The 18405-nt window shown below is 39.8% G+C and carries 20 protein-coding genes and 1 pseudogene; 5 read left to right on the top strand and 16 right to left on the bottom strand.

Translation table 11 applies throughout. The features are described from left to right. Positions 1–29 precede the first annotated feature (29 nt). From rpsD to rplQ, 3 genes are read left to right on the top strand one after another with little or no spacing between them, the layout of a single operon-like run. On the top strand, positions 30–650 hold the full coding sequence (gene rpsD, locus INP93_RS01965; protein WP_005625866.1) for a 30S ribosomal protein S4: 621 nt from the start codon (positions 30–32) through the stop codon (positions 648–650). A gap of 31 nt (positions 651–681) precedes the next feature. Continuing rightward, positions 682–1671 (top strand): DNA-directed RNA polymerase subunit alpha, encoded by a 990-nt coding sequence (locus INP93_RS01960; protein ID WP_005695102.1) that lies wholly within the window; start codon positions 682–684, stop codon positions 1669–1671. Positions 1672–1711: 40 nt separating this feature from the next. Further along, a complete protein-coding gene (rplQ, locus tag INP93_RS01955) occupies positions 1712–2095 on the top strand; it encodes a 50S ribosomal protein L17 (protein WP_005695104.1) in 384 nt (127 codons plus the stop codon). 56 nt (positions 2096–2151) lie between these two features. Here rplQ and rluA read toward each other — a convergent pair whose 3' ends face one another. Then, positions 2152–2811, bottom strand: coding sequence for a bifunctional tRNA pseudouridine(32) synthase/23S rRNA pseudouridine(746) synthase RluA (rluA, locus tag INP93_RS01950; protein ID WP_197545000.1), 660 nt, complete (start codon positions 2809–2811; stop codon positions 2152–2154). 1 nt (position 2812) lies between these two features. Next, the gene (gene rapA, locus INP93_RS01945) at positions 2813–5575 is read right to left on the bottom strand and encodes an RNA polymerase-associated protein RapA (RefSeq protein ID WP_197545311.1); all 2763 of its coding nucleotides are present in this window, start codon (positions 5573–5575) and stop codon (positions 2813–2815) included. Between the two features lie 199 nt (positions 5576–5774). Between rapA and pnuC the strand changes: the two genes are divergently transcribed. Continuing rightward, a complete protein-coding gene (gene pnuC, locus INP93_RS01940; RefSeq protein ID WP_197544999.1) occupies positions 5775–6458 on the top strand; it encodes a nicotinamide riboside transporter PnuC in 684 nt (227 codons plus the stop codon). Between the two features lie 34 nt (positions 6459–6492). Here pnuC and INP93_RS01935 read toward each other — a convergent pair whose 3' ends face one another. Then, positions 6493–7191 (bottom strand): tRNA1(Val) (adenine(37)-N6)-methyltransferase, encoded by a 699-nt coding sequence (locus tag INP93_RS01935; RefSeq protein ID WP_197544998.1) that lies wholly within the window; start codon positions 7189–7191, stop codon positions 6493–6495. Positions 7192–7261: 70 nt separating this feature from the next. Here INP93_RS01935 and srmB point away from each other — a divergent pair, with 70 nt between their 5' ends. Continuing rightward, entirely contained in the window at positions 7262–8593 is a 1332-nt protein-coding gene (gene srmB / locus INP93_RS01930; protein WP_197544997.1) for an ATP-dependent RNA helicase SrmB, read from the top strand. A 39-nt stretch (positions 8594–8632) separates the two neighbouring features. Here srmB and INP93_RS01925 read toward each other — a convergent pair whose 3' ends face one another. From INP93_RS01925 to INP93_RS01870, 13 genes and pseudogenes are all read right to left on the bottom strand, one after another. After that, positions 8633–8836, bottom strand: coding sequence for a YMGG-like glycine zipper-containing protein (locus INP93_RS01925; RefSeq protein ID WP_005695111.1), 204 nt, complete (start codon positions 8834–8836; stop codon positions 8633–8635). 129 nt (positions 8837–8965) lie between these two features. Continuing rightward, complete coding sequence (locus INP93_RS01920) at positions 8966–9286, bottom strand: DUF4298 domain-containing protein (protein WP_065244068.1); 321 nt, start codon at positions 9284–9286, stop codon at positions 8966–8968. Between the two features lie 79 nt (positions 9287–9365). After that, positions 9366–10820: a decarboxylating NADP(+)-dependent phosphogluconate dehydrogenase gene (gene gnd, locus INP93_RS01915; protein ID WP_049374836.1), complete on the bottom strand. Its 1455-nt coding sequence runs from the start codon at positions 10818–10820 to the stop codon at positions 9366–9368. 16 nt (positions 10821–10836) lie between these two features. Continuing rightward, positions 10837–11235 (bottom strand): hypothetical protein, encoded by a 399-nt coding sequence (locus tag INP93_RS01910; protein ID WP_197544996.1) that lies wholly within the window; start codon positions 11233–11235, stop codon positions 10837–10839. Positions 11236–11391: 156 nt separating this feature from the next. Then, positions 11392–11538, bottom strand: a pseudogene (locus INP93_RS09675) (GNAT family N-acetyltransferase); the annotation flags it as partial. Between the two features lie 16 nt (positions 11539–11554). After that, positions 11555–11887 carry an avidin-fold protein gene (locus tag INP93_RS01905; protein WP_197544995.1) on the bottom strand — a complete coding sequence of 111 codons (333 nt, stop codon included), beginning with the start codon at positions 11885–11887 and terminating at the stop codon, positions 11555–11557. 32 nt (positions 11888–11919) lie between these two features. After that, positions 11920–12336 (bottom strand): hypothetical protein, encoded by a 417-nt coding sequence (locus tag INP93_RS01900; protein WP_232086146.1) that lies wholly within the window; start codon positions 12334–12336, stop codon positions 11920–11922. 26 nt (positions 12337–12362) lie between these two features. Continuing rightward, a complete protein-coding gene (locus tag INP93_RS01895) occupies positions 12363–12755 on the bottom strand; it encodes a GNAT family N-acetyltransferase (protein WP_197544993.1) in 393 nt (130 codons plus the stop codon). Between the two features lie 33 nt (positions 12756–12788). Further along, positions 12789–13487 carry a 6-phosphogluconolactonase gene (gene pgl, locus INP93_RS01890; RefSeq protein WP_197544992.1) on the bottom strand — a complete coding sequence of 233 codons (699 nt, stop codon included), beginning with the start codon at positions 13485–13487 and terminating at the stop codon, positions 12789–12791. 65 nt (positions 13488–13552) lie between these two features. Next, positions 13553–15034 carry a glucose-6-phosphate dehydrogenase gene (gene zwf, locus INP93_RS01885; RefSeq protein WP_049384638.1) on the bottom strand — a complete coding sequence of 494 codons (1482 nt, stop codon included), beginning with the start codon at positions 15032–15034 and terminating at the stop codon, positions 13553–13555. Positions 15035–15106: 72 nt separating this feature from the next. Next, positions 15107–15913: a 3'(2'),5'-bisphosphate nucleotidase CysQ gene (gene cysQ / locus INP93_RS01880; RefSeq protein ID WP_197544991.1), complete on the bottom strand. Its 807-nt coding sequence runs from the start codon at positions 15911–15913 to the stop codon at positions 15107–15109. A gap of 9 nt (positions 15914–15922) precedes the next feature. Next, entirely contained in the window at positions 15923–16327 is a 405-nt protein-coding gene (locus tag INP93_RS01875) for an HI_0559 family membrane protein (protein ID WP_197544990.1), read from the bottom strand. Between the two features lie 50 nt (positions 16328–16377). Continuing rightward, positions 16378–18378 carry an OPT family oligopeptide transporter gene (locus INP93_RS01870; protein WP_111387086.1) on the bottom strand — a complete coding sequence of 667 codons (2001 nt, stop codon included), beginning with the start codon at positions 18376–18378 and terminating at the stop codon, positions 16378–16380. Positions 18379–18405 lie beyond the last annotated feature (27 nt).

Here is an 18405-nt window from a genome sequence, read left to right as displayed (position 1 = left end):
TGGCGTAATAGGATAGTTGGAGAAAGAAAATGGCAAGATATTTGGGCCCTAAACTCAAGCTCAGCCGTCGTGAAGGCACTGATTTATTCCTTAAATCAGGTGTGCGTGCGATTGATTCAAAATGTAAAATTGATACAGCACCAGGTCAACACGGTGCTCGTAAACCGCGTTTGTCTGACTATGGTAGTCAATTACGTGAAAAACAAAAAGTTCGTCGTATCTATGGTATTTTAGAACGTCAATTCCGTAACTACTATAAAGAAGCAAACCGTTTAAAAGGTAATACTGGTGAAAACTTACTAGTATTATTAGAAGGTAGATTGGATAACGTTGTTTATCGCATGGGATTTGCTGCAACTCGCGCAGAAGCTCGTCAATTAGTGAGCCACAAAGCGATTGTCGTAAATGGTCGTGTTGTAAATATCCCATCTTTCCAAGTTTCTGTAAATGATGTAGTTGCTGTTCGTGAGAAATCTAAAAAACAAGCACGTATTAAAGCATCATTAGAATTAGCAGAACAAAGAGAAAAACCAACTTGGTTAGAAGTTGATTCTGCAAAAATGGAAGGTGTGTTCAAACGTGTTCCTGAACGTTCTGATTTATCAGCAGACATTAACGAACATCTGATCGTTGAGCTTTACTCTAAATAATAGTTAAGCTTAAAAGCAAAGAGAGGATAAAATGCAGGGTTCTGTTACAGAATTTTTAAAGCCACGCTTAGTAGATATCGAGCAAATTAGCTCTACTCATGCTAAGGTGATCTTAGAACCGTTAGAGCGTGGCTTTGGTCATACTCTAGGGAATGCATTACGTCGTATCCTTCTGTCTTCAATGCCAGGTTGTGCTGTAACTGAAGTAGAAATTGATGGCGTACTGCACGAATATAGTAGTAAAGAAGGTGTTCAGGAAGATATTCTTGAAGTTCTTTTAAACCTTAAAGGTCTAGCGGTTAAAGTACAGAATAAAGATGATGTTATTCTGACATTAAATAAATCTGGAATTGGCCCTGTTGTTGCAGCAGATATCACCCACGATGGTGATGTTGAGATTGTTAATCCATCACATGTAATCTGTCACTTAACAGACGAAAACGCATCTATTAATATGCGTATTCGTGTTCAACGTGGTAGAGGTTATGTACCTGCATCTGCTCGTACTCATTCACAAAATGAAGATCGTCCAATTGGTCGTTTATTAGTAGACGCTTGTTATAGTCCAGTTGACCGTATTGCTTACAATGTTGAAGCAGCACGTGTTGAACAACGTACTGACTTAGATAAACTAGTTATCGAGTTAGAAACTAACGGGACTATTGATCCGGAAGAAGCAATTCGTCGTGCAGCAACAATTTTAGCAGAGCAACTCGATGCATTCGTTGATTTGCGTGATGTTCGTCAACCTGAAGTCAAGGAAGAAAAACCGGAATTTGATCCGATTTTATTACGTCCTGTTGATGACTTAGAGTTGACAGTTCGTTCTGCTAACTGTTTGAAAGCAGAAACAATTCACTATATCGGTGACTTAGTACAACGTACAGAAGTTGAGTTATTAAAAACGCCTAATCTTGGTAAGAAATCTCTTACTGAAATTAAAGACGTTCTCGCTTCACGTGGCTTGTCACTTGGTATGCGCCTTGAGAATTGGCCACCAGCAAGTATTGCTGAAGACTAGTTTGGTCATAGGTTAAGATTTTTCTGAGAAGGATAAGATCATGCGCCATCGTAAGAGTGGTCGTCAACTAAACCGTAATAGCAGCCATCGCCAAGCGATGTTCCGTAACTTAGCAAGTGCTTTAGTTAGTCATGAAATCATCAAGACTACTTTACCAAAAGCTAAAGAATTACGTCGTGTAGTTGAACCGTTAATTACATTAGCAAAAGAAGATAGCGTTGCAAACCGTCGTTTAGCATTCGCTCGTACTCGTAACATCGAAACTGTTGCGAAATTATTCAATGAATTAGGTCCACGTTTTGCTCAACGTGCAGGTGGTTACACCCGTATCTTAAAATGTGGTTTCCGTGCAGGTGACAACGCTCCAATGGCATACATTGAGTTAGTTGATCGTCCAGAAGTTGCAGAAGCGGCAGCGGAATAATAATTTGTTATAAAATAAAAAGGCTCACTGATGTGAGCCTTTTTTATATTTCGTTTCTAGAATTCAGCTTCAGCTCTGAATGTCATTTTTTCACCTGTGATAGGGTGCGTAATCGTAAGTTCTTCTGCATGTAAGCATAAGCGAGGTGACATTGATTTAGCTTGTGGGTGAGAATAAAACTTATCCCCTAAAATGGGATGTCCAAGTGCGAGAGTATGTAAACGAAGTTGATGTGAACGTCCTGTGATTGGAGTCAGTTTAACTCGAGTGCAGTTAGTAGGTAATCGTTCTAAAACTTCATAAAACGTGACCGCTCTTTTGCCAAATACAAAATCAATGCGTTGACGGGGGCGATTTTCCCAATCACAAATCATTGGAAGATTAATTTTTCCACTATCTTGTTCTAAGTGTCCCCATACTAAAGCGTGATAATATTTCTTTGGCTCACGTTCACGGAATTGACGTTTCAACTCTTTATCCGCCGCTTTACTTAATGCAAACAGAATAATACCACTTGTGGCCATATCTAAACGGTGTGCAGGTTCACAAAATCCAAATTTCTCTTTTACCCGACTCATTGCACTGTCATAGTATTCTGGTTGATTGCCAGGAACTGAAAGTAAACCACTTGGCTTGTTTACCACGCAGATATAATTATCTTGGTAGATAATATCTAAATAAGGTTCTAAAGGGGGATGGTATTCAATAAGTGCCATATTATTCCTTGTTTGTCACTATTACCCGAAGGCTATCTAGTCGCCAGCTTGCTTTACTTAACTCTTCCAAAGAAACTAAACGTTGTTGTTCTAATACGTCAATTTCCGCCTGTCGGATATTTTTATTTACTGCTTTCAAGGCAATAAGTCGATTGAGCTCATTGCTCAATGTTTGATCTGCTACTTTACTAGCTTCTTGAATTTTAGCCTGTGCGATTTCAGTTATTTTGTGATCGCCTAGTTTAATTAATTGCTCAATATTTGGACGAGCCATTTTAACCATTTTATTTGCAATATCTTTACCTAGCGGCTTAAGTTTATTTTGCAATGTATTAAAATTAACTTGTCCGGCTAGATCGTTTCCTTTGCTATCCAGCAATAAGCGAACAGGCGTAGGCGGAAGAAAACGATTCAGTTGTAAACCTTTTGGTGATTGGCTTTCAATCATATAAATCAATTCAACCAAAAGAGTGCCTGCAGGTAGCTGTTTATTAACTAATAATGCCATCGATGCTTTGCCGATGTCACCAGAAGCGATTAAATCAATGCCTTGACGTATCATTGGATGATCCCAGGTAAGAAATTCTAATTCCTCACGAGCAAGGGCTAGTTGTCGGTCAAAAGTTACTGTGACACCTTCTTCTTTTAGTCCTGGAAAATCAGGAACAAGCATGGTGCCTGTTGGCGTGATGACAATGCTGTTTTCACCTAAATCATCTTGTTCTACACCAATAATATCAAATAAATTCAGTGCAAAATTGACTAATTGTGGCGAATTGTCTGTTTGAGCAATTTCTCCCGCAAGTCGTTGTGCCTTTTCACCACCATTAGAATTTAATTCTAACAAACGATCACGACCTTTTTCCAAGGCTAAACGCAATGCTTTTGCTTGTTTTTGCGTTTGGAGAATGAGTTGCTCAAAATCTGCTTTATTTTCTGACCGCACTTTTAATAAAGTTTCATATTGTTCAAACAATGCCATACCAATAGGGCAAGTTTGTTCAAAAGCATTTAATCCTTCATGATACCAACGTGCTAAATCTTGCTGTGCAGAACCTGATAGGCAGGGTACATAAATTTGTACATCTCGCGTTTGCCCGATGCGATCTAAACGGCCAATACATTGCTCAAGTAAGTCAGGATTTTCTGGTAAATCGAAGAGTACGAGATGACAAGCAAATTGGAAATTTCTGCCTTCAGAACCAATGCTAGAACTCAGTAAAACTTGAGCACCATTTTCGCTATCAGAAAAATAAGCCGCTGCACGATCTCGTTCAATGATTGACATCCTTTCATGGAAAACAGCACTGCGAATGGCTTCTTTTTCTCGTAAAATTTGCTCAAGTTGAATTGCCGTTTGTGCTGTTTTACAAATGACTAAGATTTTTTCATTTCGGTGTGATTTTAGGAAATCAATTAACCAATGAATTTTTTCATCAGTCTCAGTCGCATCAATCGTTACTTGGTGATAAAACCGATGTGGAAAACCTTTTACACCTTGGCGTGTATTGCGAAATAAAATACGGCTTGTGCCATGTCTGTCGATGAGATTTTGAATGAGTTCTTGTCGCGCAGCTTGTTTCTCCTCATCATTATGACAGGCTAAAGCTTTGAATAATGGTTCGACATCCTGCTCATTGAGTAAATCAGAAATATGATTTTTTTCGACCGCACTTAGCGGCTTCTCTGAGAGTAAAGATTGCACCGCATCGGCCACAGGTTGGTAATTTTCCTGCTCTTTTAAGAAGGCTTGGTAATCATAAAAACGCTCAGGATCAAGCAAGCGTAATCGTGCAAAATGGCTTTCCAAACCCAGTTGTTCAGGCGTTGCGGTAAGTAATAAAACAGACGGAATAGCGTTCGCTAATTGTTCCACCAATAAATAAGCTGCACTCGGCGCATTTTCAGACCAAGCCAAATGATGTGCTTCATCGACAATTAAACAGTCAAATTCAGCTTCAATAGCTTGTTGTACGCGATGAGGATGTGCTTTCAACCAATCTAATGCACAAATAATTAAACTTTCCGTGCTAAATGGATTGATCGCTTGTTCGGCAAAATCTTCACAACGTTCTTCATCAAATAATGAAAAATGTAGATTAAAACGACGAAGCATTTCGACAAGCCATTGATGTTGCAAGGTTTCCGGTACAATAATTAACACACGTTGTACTTTTTCAGCAAAAAGCTGGTTTTGCAAAATCATCCCCGCTTCAATGGTTTTACCTAACCCCACTTCATCCGCTAAGAGCACACGAGGATTGACACGATTTCCTACCTCTTGCGCAATATGAAGTTGATGAGGAATTAAACCCGCACGATTGCCTCGTAAGCCTCGCAAAGGCGATTGAAATTGAGCTTGTTGATGCAGAAGGGTTTGATAGCGCAACGCAAAATGTTCACTACGGTCAATTTGTGATGAAAAGAGACGATCTTTTGCTTGGCTAAAAGAAATTATCGGAGAAAGTTCTTTTTCATTGATGATAATATCTTCACCTTGTTCATTTTTGACTAAATAAAATAAGAGACCATTCATTTCCTGAACATCAAGAACTTCACCTTGCCAACCTGCTTGGTGATGAAGTTGTTCCCCTTTATTCAATTCAATTCGGGTTAATGGTGCTTGTGCCACTGCATAAATTCGGGTTTCATCTGTGGCAGGAAAGTGAAGGGTAATAGAGCGGAAATCTAAGGCGGTAATCATCCCTAATCCGAGGCTATTTTCTGTTTCGCTAATCCAACGTTGACCGATTGCAAATGACATCATCTTCCTCTTAATGAATCTATTAAAATGGGGCGATATTGTAGTCTGATTATAAGGGAAAGCAAGGTATGCACATCTAAAAGTATGAAAAATAAAGTGTGATTTATCTCACAATAATCAAATTAAATACCCGCTATGCTTTACTTTTAAAAAAGTGCGGTGTAAAAATGGTGTACTTTTTATAAAACAGGAGTGTTCCATGAATTGGACAGAACGACTTAAAGAAGAATTTTTATCCGGTTGGAAGCCTTTTGAAGTGGCATGGGTAGTTATTTTCCTTGCCGCACAAATTATTGCTTATGTTCTTTCACCGGATAGTCCATTAGGCATGATTTCGGGGATTGCAGGTATTCTCTGTGTGGTATTGGTGAGTAAAGGGAAAATTAGTAACTATTTCTTTGGGCTTATTTTTGCTTACACCTATTTTTATGTCGCATGGGGAAACAATTTCCTAGGTGAAATGAATACGGTGCTCTATGTGTATATTCCATCACAATTTATCGGTTATTTTATGTGGAAACAACACATGCAAAACGATAATGGCGGTGAAAGTGTGATTGCAAAAGCCTTAACACCAAAAGGTTGGGCTATTTTACTCGTGAGTGTGGGAATTGGTACATTCTGCTTTGTACAGGCTTTAAAGGCAGCAGGCGGGAGTTCTACGGGATTAGATGGCTTAACCACGATTATCACCGTAGCAGCACAATTATTGATGATTTTGCGTTATCGTGAGCAATGGTTATTATGGATTGTCTTAAATGTGCTTTCTATTTTGCTTTGGGCAGAACAGCCAGCGATGTACTTAATGTATAGTGCTTACTTACTTAACTCATTATATGGTTATTACAACTGGACGAAACTCGTCAAATCGGAAAGCCACTAATCACATCAATAAAAAAGGGCATAGTAATATGCCCTTACATTTTCAAATAAAATGCCTTCGTTAACGCAATAAATGCTTCGGTGTACTGATTATTTTCGTCATAAATTACCAGGCTATCTTTTACCTGTGGTAAATGCTCTTGGCTAAACGTGAGTAACATCCGTTGTGGAGCTTTCCCTGTTTTTGTAATGATATCAGTCTGCTTGATGCAATAAAGTGCGGTTGAATTTATCAATGTTTTTCCCGCTTCATAAGGCAAGACAAAACTGATCTTTCCTTTTTCGGATAAACAACTTGCTGCCCAATTTAACCAATCTAAATGGCCTTGTTGAACATAACGGGCAAGAGCACGCTCATCATTTTTACATTCCACACCTTGCGCAAAATAAGGCGGATTAGTCACAATTAAATCAAATGGATGTGCTGTTTGTTGACAATAGGTTTGCACATCTTGGTGTGTTAAATGAAGACGATTGTGCCATGGCGAAGCCTTAAAGTTTTCTTGCGCTTGTTGAGCGGCGAGGGGATCGAGTTCAACGGCTTCAATTTGGCAATGCTTATGACTTCGTTGGGCGAGCATTAATGCAACCAAGCCTGTGCCAGTCCCCATATCAAGAATACGCTGACAATCAGACACATCCGCCCAAGCACCAAGTAAAATGCCGTCAGTGCCGACTTTCATTGCACAATGTTGTTGATTAATATGGAATTGTTTGAAGGTAAAGCTGCTCATAAAATCTTGCGGAAAATGACCGCACTTTCAGGTATAATCAGCCCCAATTTTAACAAATTAACGCAAAATAATGAATTTATCCCCATTTGAAGAATTCGATCTTTCCCCCGAATTATTAAAAGCCTTAGAAAAGAAAGGCTACACCCGTCCAACTGCAATTCAATTAGAAGCGATCCCCGCTGCAATGGAAGAACGTGATGTGCTTGGTTCTGCACCAACAGGCACAGGTAAAACGGCTGCATTTTTATTGCCAGCAATTCAGCATTTATTAGATTATCCGCGTCGTAAGCCAGGCGCGCCTCGCATTTTAATTTTAACACCAACCCGTGAGTTAGCAATGCAGGTTGCAGAGCAAGCGGAAGAGTTGGCGCAATTCACACATTTGAAGATTGCAACCATTACTGGCGGTGTGGCATATCAAAATCATGGGGAAGTGTTTAATTCAAATCAGGATATCGTGGTGGCAACACCGGGGCGTTTATTGCAATACATCAAAGAAGAGAACTTTGATTGTCGCGCGGTGGAAATGCTGATTTTTGATGAAGCGGATCGTATGTTGCAAATGGGCTTTGGCCAAGATGCGGAGAAAATTGCCGCTGAAACTCGTTGGCGTAAACAAACCCTCCTTTTCTCAGCGACATTAGAAGGGGAGTTATTAGTTGATTTTGCAGAACGTTTATTGAATGATCCGGTAAAAATCGATGCCGAACCAAGTCGTCGTGAGCGTAAGAAAATCAACCAATGGTATTATCACGCCGATAGCAATGAGCATAAAGTCAAGTTGCTTGCACGTTTTATCGAAACTGAGAAAGTGAGCCGTGGTATTGTGTTTGTTCGTCGTCGCGAAGATGTACGTGAGCTGTCTGAAACCTTGCGTAAACGTGGCATTCGTTCTACTTATTTAGAAGGCGATATGGCGCAAACACAACGTAATAACGCCATTGATAAATTAAAATCAGGTGTTGTTACTGTGTTAGTGGCTACTGATGTGGCTGCTCGCGGGATTGATATTGATGATGTGACACACGTCATGAACTTTGATTTACCTTATAGTGCCGATACGTATTTACATCGTATTGGTCGTACGGCTCGTGCAGGGAAAAAAGGCACAGCAGTTTCTTTTGTGGAAGCCCATGATTACAAATTGCTTGGTAAAATTAAGCGTTATACAGAAGAGCTTTTGAAAGCGCGTATTTTAGAAGGGCTAGAACCTCGTACTAAACCACCGAAAGATGGGGAAGTAAAATCTATGTCTAAAAAGCAAAAAGCGCGTATTAAAGAAAAGCGTGAAGAAAAGAAAAAATCAGAGGTGAAGAAAAAAGCCAAACTTCGTCATAAAGATACGAAAAATATAGGTAAACGCCGTAAACCAAGCACAGAAAAAGCTGCAGAGAAACAATAAAAAAATAGCCGCACTCATTAAGTGCGGTTATTTTTTTGACTATTTATGAACTTGGCTGCCAATTAAGCCACCTAATGCGGCACCACCTAATGTGGTTGCGGCATTACCGCCAATCATATAGCCTGCTGCGCCGCCGATAGCCGCGCCAGCTGTTGTATTTTTTTGAGTACGACTCATATTTCCACATGCTGCAAGAGAAATAACAGTCATCGCGATAACAAGTGATTTTCCAATTAATTTCATAGGATCTCTCCGTGTTTAACATATAAAACTATCCATATTGATAGTACTCCATAAGACAAACAGAGATGAATGAAAGTTCAAAAATATGCGTTTTTCGATGTTTTTCTGAACAATGAAATATATTGAATGTTAATCTTTCGCTTGATCTAATACTTTCGCAACCACTTTCAAATATTCAATAGCCAATCCATGGTGTCCTGTACTTGCATTAAATACTAAATCTTCACTTAATACACCACAAGGCATATTTTCAGGAATTTCACCTTCTTCATAAGCCCGATAGTCAGCTCGCCAGTCACCATCAAAATAATAGTGTTCTAAGGTTTTCATTTTTGGTAAGAAGGCCTGCCATTTTTCAAGAAATTGTTCTGCGTCAGCTAAGAAACTCTCTGCTTCATTGAGAAGGTTTTCCATTTCTGAAATTTTATCTAAGCGTGATTGAGGTAACATAAGTTTCTCCAAAATAAGGTAAAAATAAACCGCACTTTATGCGAACAAAGTGCGGTGAGTTTATCATGCGTTTTTAGATTTACACATCATAAGTGGTAGATGCTGTGTTACCACCGCGACCTGTCCAGTTGGTGTGGAAGAATTCACCACGTGGTTTATCAGTACGCTCATAAGTATGTGCGCCGAAGTAGTCACGTTGTGCTTGCAATAAGTTTGCCGGTAAACGTGCTGAAGTGTAGCCATCTAAGAAGGTAATAGCTGATGCCATACAAGGCATTGGGATACCCACTTCGATAGATTTTGCCACCACTTTACGCCAGTCACTTAATGCGTTTTCTAAAATGCCTTTGAAGTAGCTATCTGAACCCAAGAAGATTAAATCTGGATTTGCTTCATATGCATCCCGAATGTTGCCTAAGAAACGGCTACGGATAATACAACCTTCACGCCATAATAATGCCGTTGCGCCGTAGTTGATGTTCCAGCCAAATTGTTCAGAGGCTTCACGAATCAGCATAAAGCCTTGTGCGTAAGAAATAATTTTAGACGCCAATAAGGCTTTGCGTACTGCTTCAATCCACACTTTTTTATCACCTTCAACTGGTTGAATTGTTTTGCCGAATAATTGGTTAGCGGCAACACGTTGATCTTTAAATGAAGATACGCAACGAGCAAAGACAGATTCAGTGATTAAGGTTAATGGAATACCAAAATCTAATGCATTGATACCTGTCCATTTACCAGTCCCTTTTTGGCCAGCTGTATCTAAGATTTTTTCAACTAATGGTTCTCCATCAGCATCTTTATAACCAAGAATATCGGTGGTGATATCGATTAAATAGCTATCAAGTTCAGTTTTTTTCCATTCTGCGAAGATCGCTTGCATTTCTTCATAGCTTAAGCCTAAACCTTCTTTTAAGAATTGGTACGCTTCACAGATTAATTGCATATCGCCATATTCGATACCATTGTGAACCATTTTCACAAAGTGGCCAGCACCTTCACCGCCAACCCAGTCACAGCAAGGCTCACCTTGTTCGGTTTTAGCAGAGATTGCTTGGAAGATAGGTTTAACATATGGCCATGCTTCGTGATTACCACCTGGCATGATAGATGGTCCATGACGCGCACCTTCTTCACCGCCCGAAACCCCCGAACCGATAAAACGAATGCCTTTTTCAGCCAATGCTTTTACACGACGATTTGTATCTGGATAGTTTGAGTTACCGCCATCAATAATGATGTCGCCTTCTTCTAAATGTGGTAGTAATGCCTCAATGAATTGATCTACTACATCACCCGCTCGAACCATTAACATTACTTTGCGTGGTTTTTCTAATTTAGAAGCCAAATCTTCTAACGAGTATGCACCGATAATATTGGTGCCTTTTGCCGCACCTTGTAAAAATTCATCCACTTTTGAAGTGGTACGGTTATAAGCCACCACTTTAAAGCCATGATCATTCATATTTAAAATGAGGTTTTGCCCCATTACGGCTAAGCCGATAACGCCGATGTCGCCTTTTACTGACATTTTTTGCTCCTGTTTTTTAAGAAATCATGTATTCTTCTAATAAAGATAGTAATTTTTGTGGAACTGTTGGTGGATGACGAATACCTTCATCTTCCCATTTCCATTCAGTGTGAGTTTTGACAAGTTCTACGAGTATGTCATGTTCAATTAAACACCATTGCTGTTTTATCGGAAAAGCGATGTGCAAACCTTTGTTAAGATATTTTTTAGCAATAGTTAATCTACCTTTTAATTGAATCCTTAAAGTTTCATTGTGATCTTTATGATATGCAAGAAAATCAGCACCATTCCAGTCATCAGATAATTTAATACAATTAAAGCCATAATCAGCCAATATTCCCGCTAGTTTTTGGAAATTATAAATTTCTTTTTGTTTGGGATTTAGTTCGCAATAATCAATTTTTTTAAGTTTCATTTTATGTTATTCCCTGATGAAACCCTACGATGGCGCACGTTTCCCAACGTGTGCCTTTATCTACAAGCACACGCTATGAAGCGTGCGCTATCAGTAATCCATCTTCTTGCTACGCAAAAGTGTGGTCACTTTTCCAAGCGTTTTTTAACTCTTAGCCTACGCACTCATATGTTGAGTAACTCCAATATGCGGATAATAATCTATTGCTTGTGGAGCAGATAAAAGTACAATCTTGGCTTATGGATGTAAGACTTGTTTAGTGTGTTCAATCAACTGCAAGATGATACCTTGTTTCTGATATTCTATAGCAAAACTTCTTTTAAATTTCTTTAATTAAAGAGCTGCCTTGCTCTAACGTGTCTAGCCACTGCCATTTTTCATGACCGATGAGTTTGCTTTCTTCTAAAGAAAATGTTGTACAGCAACGTCCCAAACGATTTTCTAGAGATTGATTTAAATGTTGATACGTAAATTCAATTTGAGTATCGTTAATCCACTTCCCAATTAAAAAGCCTTTTAAAATTTCACCACCACAATATTCGGCCCAAATCATTTTACCTTGTTGATGGTAATGAAATTCTGTTTGGCTACTCACCTCACCATTTTCGGTGTTTTCAACAGCAATAAATTTTTTATTATCTAAATTCAACATTAAAGTCACTCTGCATCTGATGTATCTATATCTTATTTTTGCATAATGTAATGCATTTCTACATTTTTCGCTTTTGCGGCTTTTTCTAGATCTGTTTTATCACTTTGACTATCTCCAACAAGGTATAAAGATACATCCTTGCCGACCTTTTCTGCATTATTTAGTCCATACATAGCAACTGCTTTATTCACAGATTGACTGTTTCCTGCAATTCCAATGTGTAAATTATCTGTAGCTAAAAGAGATACAAGTCGTTTTCCTGAAGTACCACCTGCGGTTCTAATCGTTGCTACTAGCATTCCATTTGAAACTGGGTTTCCTGCTTCCGGAACTTGAAGCATTACTGAGCGATTATCTTTTGGCATTTGTGCCGCTAACTGATCTAAAGATGGACCAGATGAACAAGCAAATAACAAAGTTGAAGTAAGTAGTACAAACAGTTTTTTCATTTTTGTCACCATATCATTCTAATAAATTAACTCTTCGTCCATGCACTCATATGTTGAGTAAATCCGATATGCGGATAATAATCCACTGCTTGTGGAGCGGATAAAAGCACAATTTTGGCTTGTGGATGTAAGGCTTGTTTAGTGTGTTCAATTAACTGCAAGCCGATACCTTGTTTTTGATATTGTTCATCAACCGCTAAATCAGATAAATAACAGCAGTAGGCAAAATCTGTCACGGAACGTGCCACACCCACTAATCGTTTACCATCCCAAGCGGTCACTAATAAATCTGCATGGTGTAACATTGCCGCGACACGCTTTTCATCCTCTAATGGACGGCGTGCCCCGAGCGTCGTTTTATTTAACAATTCAATAAATTGTTTAACTGAAATTGGTTCATTCACTTTGTAGTCTATCATTTTGCAAACCTATGATATTTGATACTCAACTTGTTATAGCAATTTAGCCGCCGCTTTATCCAAATACCATTCCGTCACGCCGTTTTTCGCCTGAATTTTGGCTGCAGGATAAGGCAGATTCTCTGCAGGAGTCGTTTGGATTTCTTTTAAAATGTCTGCTTTGCTTTCGCCAGTGACTAAATAGGTAATGCGTTTCGCTTGTTCAATGAGTTTGGCTGTTTTCGAAATGCGAATTTGACCACTTTCAGGGTGTTTTGCAATGATAGCTAGGTTTTCATCATCAAAATTAGTTTGATGTGGGAAGAGAGAAGCAGTATGACCGTCAGTTCCCATACCTAAAATGATCCAATCAAAAACACCGTTTGGAATGACCGCACTTAATTCTTCTTCGAAACGTTTTAACTCAAAGTGCGGTTCATTTTCGCCACGAATTCGGTGGATATTGTCTGCGGGAATTTGAATATGATCGAATAAGAGTTTTTGCACTTCACCGTAGTTGCTTTCTGAATCTGTTGGTGGAACCATGCGATCATCACCCCACCAAAAATGCAGATTCTTCCAGTTGATTTGTTCGGTATAAGGCGCTTTGGCTAAAGTTTTGAATAACAGCTTAGGCGTTGAACCGCCAGAAAGAGAAATATGCACAGGGTGATTTAATTGGCTATAAATCACAAATTCTTGGGCAATCTTTTCAACAGCATGTTGAGCTGTTGGGAAGGTAATGGTATTCATGTTTGTTTCTCTCTATTCGGTGATAAGCCTTCTTCTATTCATTGAAGAAGGCGAGATATTGATGACTAAACCTTTTTCTTCATTTTACCGCTTGGTTTACGCCATACGCGACCACTTTTCGCAATGAGTTTTTCAGCGGCAACTGGTCCCCAAGTGCCGGCTTCATATTCATGAACTCGGCCGCCCGCTTCTTTGTAGTCTAAAATCGGTTGAACGAATTTCCATGCGGCGTGTACCGCGTCAGTACGCGCAAAGAGTGTCGCATCGCCTTTCATCGCATCAAGCAATAAGCGTTCATAAGCTGTTAGCACTTGCTCATCGGCTAAATCGGCATAACGGAAATCCATTGATACTTCTTTGGCTTCAAAGCCTGCACCTGGTTTTTTCAAACCGAAGCGCATTGAAATGGCCTCATCTGGTTGAATACGGATGATTAATTTATTCTCAGGCGCATTTTGACTGAATACCGGATGTGGCGTAGTTTTGAAATGAATCACAATTTCAGTCACACGTGCCGGTAAGCGTTTACCTGTACGCACATAGAAAGGTACGCCCGCCCAACGCCAGTTTTCGATTTCGCAACGTAACGCCATGAAGGTTTCAGTGCGAGAGTTAGCTGGAACGCCTTTTTCCTGTAAATAGCCTTTAACTTCTTTGCCATCAATTTCCGCTGCAGTATATTGACCAAGCACTAAGTTGTGCTCAACGTCATCTTGCGTCAATGGACGTAAAGAATGCATGACTTTGGCCACTTCATCACGCATTGAGTTCGCATTGATGATTGCCGGTGGTTCCATGGCAACCATGGCTAAAACTTGTAATAAGTGGTTTTGGAACATATCACGCATTGCACCGGAGCCATCATAATAGCCACCACGTTCTTCTACGCCAATGGCTTCGGCACCCGTAATTTCGACATAATCAATGTAATTACGGTTCCAAAGCGGTTCGAATAAACCATTTGAGAAGCGCAAAACAAGCAAGTTTTGTACAGTTTCTTTACCAAGATAATGGTCGATACGATAGATCTGATGCTCTTCAAAGAAACGATGAATTTGAACGTCAAGTTCTTGTGCTGTTTTTTCATCGTAACCAAAAGGTTTTTCGACAATAATACGTTTCCAACCGTCTTTTTCTTCGTTTAAACCATGAGCAGCGAGGCATTCTGGAATCACACCATATAAGCTTGGTGGGGTGGACATATAATAAAGGGTGTTGCCATTCGTTTGATATTTAGTATGTAATTCTTCTAAACGTGGGACTAATTTACCGTAATCGGCTGCATCTGATGTGTTTACCGCTTGATAATAGAGATGACTACAAAAAGCGTCTAGCGTTTCAGGTGTGGTTTCTTCTGTTTCAAGTAACGCTTCACGCATTTTTTCACGGAAAGTCTCATCGTTTAATTCTGAACGCGCGACACCTAATACAGAAAATTTGTTTAAACGCCCAAATTTGAAGAGATTATAAAGTGCTGGAATGAGTTTACGGTGAGTCAAATCACCGGAAGCACCAAAAATCACGATACAGTTATTATTAGTTTGCATATTATTCCTTATTGTTCCGAGTAGTATTTTTAAATAATGCAATATATTACTGCACTTTACCAATCGAACCAATCAATTAAATTGAAAGACAGATGCCCAATTTTGTGTATTATCTGCCACCATCACAAAGGGTGGATTAATTAAACTTTCACGCTGATTATAGGTGAGCGGCTGATACTGCGGATCGAAAATCATTCCATTGATTTCAGCTAATAAAATTTCAGCACCTGCCGTATCCCATTCGCCGGTTTTACCGAGGCGAACATAGCAATCAACAGCTCCTTCAGCAACCAAACCGCTTTTTAAACTACTCGAACCCACCACCGTAAATTCACATGGCAAATTCTTCGTTAAAATTGACCGCACTTTTTCTTGTGAGGTGGTGGCGCCTACGGCAATTTTTAATGGTTTTGTAAGATCAATTTTTCTTGGCTGTAAGCGTGTTATCTCTTTATCACTCTGTTTGAATGCCCCAAAACCTTTCATGGCGTAATAGGTGATATTCAAAATAGGGAAGTGAATCACACCCAGTACAGGTTGGTGGTTTTGCACGAGTGTAATCAATACGGAGAATTGATCTGTGCGATCAATAAATTGCTGCGTACCATCAAGGGGATCGATTAACCAATAAGTTTGCCAAGTTTGGCGTTGCTCAAAGGAGATATTGCAGTTTTCCTCTGAAAGAACAGGAATATCAGGGAAAAGTGCGGTCAGTTTTTCGATTAAAAATTGGCTGACAAATAAATCTGCTTCCGTGACAGGGGTGTTATCCGATTTGGTTTGTATTGTCACGTCCTGTTGGTAAAAATGAGCTAAATGTTTTCCCGCTTCATTAGCGAGCGTTTGGACTTGATCGAGAAGAGATTGAGATAATTGCATGTTTATTTCCTACTTTGATTTCGGTAATAACAAGGAGAGGAAGATTGCCGTATAGATTGCCAGGATAACAGAACCCTCTAAGACGAATAAGATACGGTCTGTCAGATATTGGGTATTTTGTGCGATGAGAAGATTGCCGATACTCCAATAACAAAAAAGAATGATGAATGAAAAAATGAGAATTTTATTCCACTGATGACGTAGATAGCCGCGGTATTTAGCAAAGTAAGCGTTGATGATTGCCGGCACGGTGAGTGGCCAGAATGTTAGAAAGAATCCAAATAATGCAGCATCGAAGTTACCTTCTTTGCAGTAGTCCATTCCGAAAACGACATAAGCAATGGCGCTACCTATTAGTTGCGTAACCAATGGGAAGATGATAATTGCCTTTAGATAAGGGGATTGCGTTGACACCTTAAGCTCCTAGAAAAATAGGCTATCCGAGGACAGCCTATTTTAATCCATTATTTCGATTTCTTCGCACGTAATACACGAGAAACGAAAATAAAGATACCAAAGATAAATACGGCAAGACCAAGTAATTCGCCAATATTATCCCAATTTTCTAATCCTAAGGCTAATGGATCTTCAGAACCACCTGATGTAACAGACGCCGCAATAATGAAGGCTAAGATTACGCCCATCAAGCTTTCACCCACAATTAAACCCGCAGCGAAAAGTGTGCCGAAACGTTCTGCTTTTTTCTCCACTTCAGTATCGTTAGTGCGTTTTGCATAGTTTTTAATGTGACGAGTGATAAACCATGCCATTACTGCACCGACTACAACTGGCATATTGATTGATGGTGGAAGGTAGATACCAATCCCCACCGCTAATACCGGTAAGGCAAAGCGGCTGTCACTGGTTTTACGCATGAATGCATCCAAAATAATCAACACAATACCTAAACCTACACCAGTTAAAATGTAAGTCCATTCTAAATGGTTGGTGAAAATACCTTGTGAAATGGTAGTCATAAGGGTTGCTTGTGGTGCTGAAAGCGCTTGTGCAGGATCCATGTCTGGACGTGGTAATGCGCCAGTAAAACCATAAGCGTGGTATAGAATTTCTAATACCGGTGCAATGACTAATGCACCAACGAAACAACCGATAATCAATGCAACCTGCTGTCTCCAAGGGGTCGCTTCCACTAAAAGACCGGTTTTTAAGTCTTGTAAGTTATCGTTTGAAATAGTCGCGGTGGTTAAAACGATAGATGCCGTGAATAAGGTCAATGCGGTTAAGAATTTTTGACCGTCAGCTGTTTCAAATAAACCACTGCTTTTACCAATGGTCACTAAAACAAGTGAAATCACGATAACAGAAATGATCCCGATACCAGAAATAGGGCTAGAAGATGAGCCTACAAGTCCAGCCATATAACCAGACGCTGCTGCAACGAAGAAGCCAATTAATACTGCGAGTAGCGTACAAACCACCACTAATAATACGGCAAGTTCAGCAGAAATAGGCGCTGCTGCCACAAAGTGATATAAGGAAATCACGATTAACACGACAGTCGCCAATAAAATGTAAATGATGGTTTTTGGTGATAAGTCGATATCAATACGATGTTCTGATTCAGCTTGTGAGCCTTTTAGCATACGGAAAGAATGAACCATCCCTTCGATCATTGGTTTGAAAAGGATTAATAATGTCCAAATCGCCGCAATACCGATAGTACCTACACCGATAAAGCGAACTTTCGTTTTCCATTCAGCCATGGCATAACTAACAATAGAGGCATCCGTTGGCATATCGCCTGTTGCAGTGAAATAAGGTACCGCGACACCCCAAGCAAGGAATGTCCCGAATAACATAGCAAGACCGCCCACGATACCAATTAAGTAACCTGCACCCACTAAGGCAAGTGAGAAACCCATTGGTAATTGGAAAATCGCTTTGCCGTTAGAGAACCATGCGCTCGCGCTATCAGACATGACACGTAATGCGTTGGTTAAGAATGCAACGGTTCCTGCAAAAATACCGCCGTAAGCAATATCTTTTACACCACTGTCGCTTTCGTCATTATTACCCGCTTTTAAGATTTCAGCGGCAGCCACGCCTTCAGGGTAAGGTAAGTCACTGTTTACCACCATTGCACGACGTAATGGAATGGTAAATAGTACGCCTAAGGTACCACCAGCGGCACAAATAAGCACTGTTTGCCAGAATGGGAATTCTTGCCAGTAACCCATCATTAATAGGCCAGGAAGCACGAAAATAACAGAAGATAACGTCCCCGCTGATGAAGCTTGGGTTTGTACCATGTTATTTTCTAAAATACTGGAATCCTTGAAGAATTTTAAAACAGCCATAGAGATAACGGCAGCAGGAATAGAGGACGCAAACGTCATCCCCACTTTAAGACCCAAATAAACGTTAGATGCAGTGAAGATCACTGTAATTAACGCCCCAAGGAACATCCCCCGGAAGGTCAATTCTTTTAAATTATTATGAGACATAGATTTTCCTATATATATTTTTCAAAA

This window comes from Haemophilus parainfluenzae (genome assembly GCF_014931415.1).
GTDB classification, from domain to species: Bacteria; Pseudomonadota; Gammaproteobacteria; order Enterobacterales; family Pasteurellaceae; genus Haemophilus_D; species Haemophilus_D parainfluenzae_AF.
This window is presented reverse-complemented; position numbering and strand designations above follow the sequence as displayed.

What these genes read in the sequence shown, in the direction of transcription:
- rpsD (WP_005625866.1), top strand. Translation starts at nt 30, where the DNA reads ATGGCAAGATATTTGGGCCCTAAACTCAAGCTCAGCCGTCGTGAAGGC.
- INP93_RS01960 (WP_005695102.1), top strand. Translation starts at nt 682, where the DNA reads ATGCAGGGTTCTGTTACAGAATTTTTAAAGCCACGCTTAGTAGATATC.
- rplQ (WP_005695104.1), top strand. Translation starts at nt 1,712, where the DNA reads ATGCGCCATCGTAAGAGTGGTCGTCAACTAAACCGTAATAGCAGCCAT.
- rluA (WP_197545000.1), bottom strand. Translation starts at nt 2,811, where the DNA reads ATGGCACTTATTGAATACCATCCCCCTTTAGAACCTTATTTAGATATT.
- rapA (WP_197545311.1), bottom strand. Translation starts at nt 5,575, where the DNA reads ATGTCATTTGCAATCGGTCAACGTTGGATTAGCGAAACAGAAAATAGC.
- pnuC (WP_197544999.1), top strand. Translation starts at nt 5,775, where the DNA reads ATGAATTGGACAGAACGACTTAAAGAAGAATTTTTATCCGGTTGGAAG.
- INP93_RS01935 (WP_197544998.1), bottom strand. Translation starts at nt 7,191, where the DNA reads ATGAGCAGCTTTACCTTCAAACAATTCCATATTAATCAACAACATTGT.
- srmB (WP_197544997.1), top strand. Translation starts at nt 7,262, where the DNA reads ATGAATTTATCCCCATTTGAAGAATTCGATCTTTCCCCCGAATTATTA.
- INP93_RS01925 (WP_005695111.1), bottom strand. Translation starts at nt 8,836, where the DNA reads ATGAAATTAATTGGAAAATCACTTGTTATCGCGATGACTGTTATTTCT.
- INP93_RS01920 (WP_065244068.1), bottom strand. Translation starts at nt 9,286, where the DNA reads ATGTTACCTCAATCACGCTTAGATAAAATTTCAGAAATGGAAAACCTT.
- gnd (WP_049374836.1), bottom strand. Translation starts at nt 10,820, where the DNA reads ATGTCAGTAAAAGGCGACATCGGCGTTATCGGCTTAGCCGTAATGGGG.
- INP93_RS01910 (WP_197544996.1), bottom strand. Translation starts at nt 11,235, where the DNA reads ATGAAACTTAAAAAAATTGATTATTGCGAACTAAATCCCAAACAAAAA.
- INP93_RS01905 (WP_197544995.1), bottom strand. Translation starts at nt 11,887, where the DNA reads ATGTTGAATTTAGATAATAAAAAATTTATTGCTGTTGAAAACACCGAA.
- INP93_RS01900 (WP_232086146.1), bottom strand. Translation starts at nt 12,336, where the DNA reads ATGAAAAAACTGTTTGTACTACTTACTTCAACTTTGTTATTTGCTTGT.
- INP93_RS01895 (WP_197544993.1), bottom strand. Translation starts at nt 12,755, where the DNA reads ATGATAGACTACAAAGTGAATGAACCAATTTCAGTTAAACAATTTATT.
- pgl (WP_197544992.1), bottom strand. Translation starts at nt 13,487, where the DNA reads ATGAATACCATTACCTTCCCAACAGCTCAACATGCTGTTGAAAAGATT.
- zwf (WP_049384638.1), bottom strand. Translation starts at nt 15,034, where the DNA reads ATGCAAACTAATAATAACTGTATCGTGATTTTTGGTGCTTCCGGTGAT.
- cysQ (WP_197544991.1), bottom strand. Translation starts at nt 15,913, where the DNA reads ATGCAATTATCTCAATCTCTTCTCGATCAAGTCCAAACGCTCGCTAAT.
- INP93_RS01870 (WP_111387086.1), bottom strand. Translation starts at nt 18,378, where the DNA reads ATGTCTCATAATAATTTAAAAGAATTGACCTTCCGGGGGATGTTCCTT.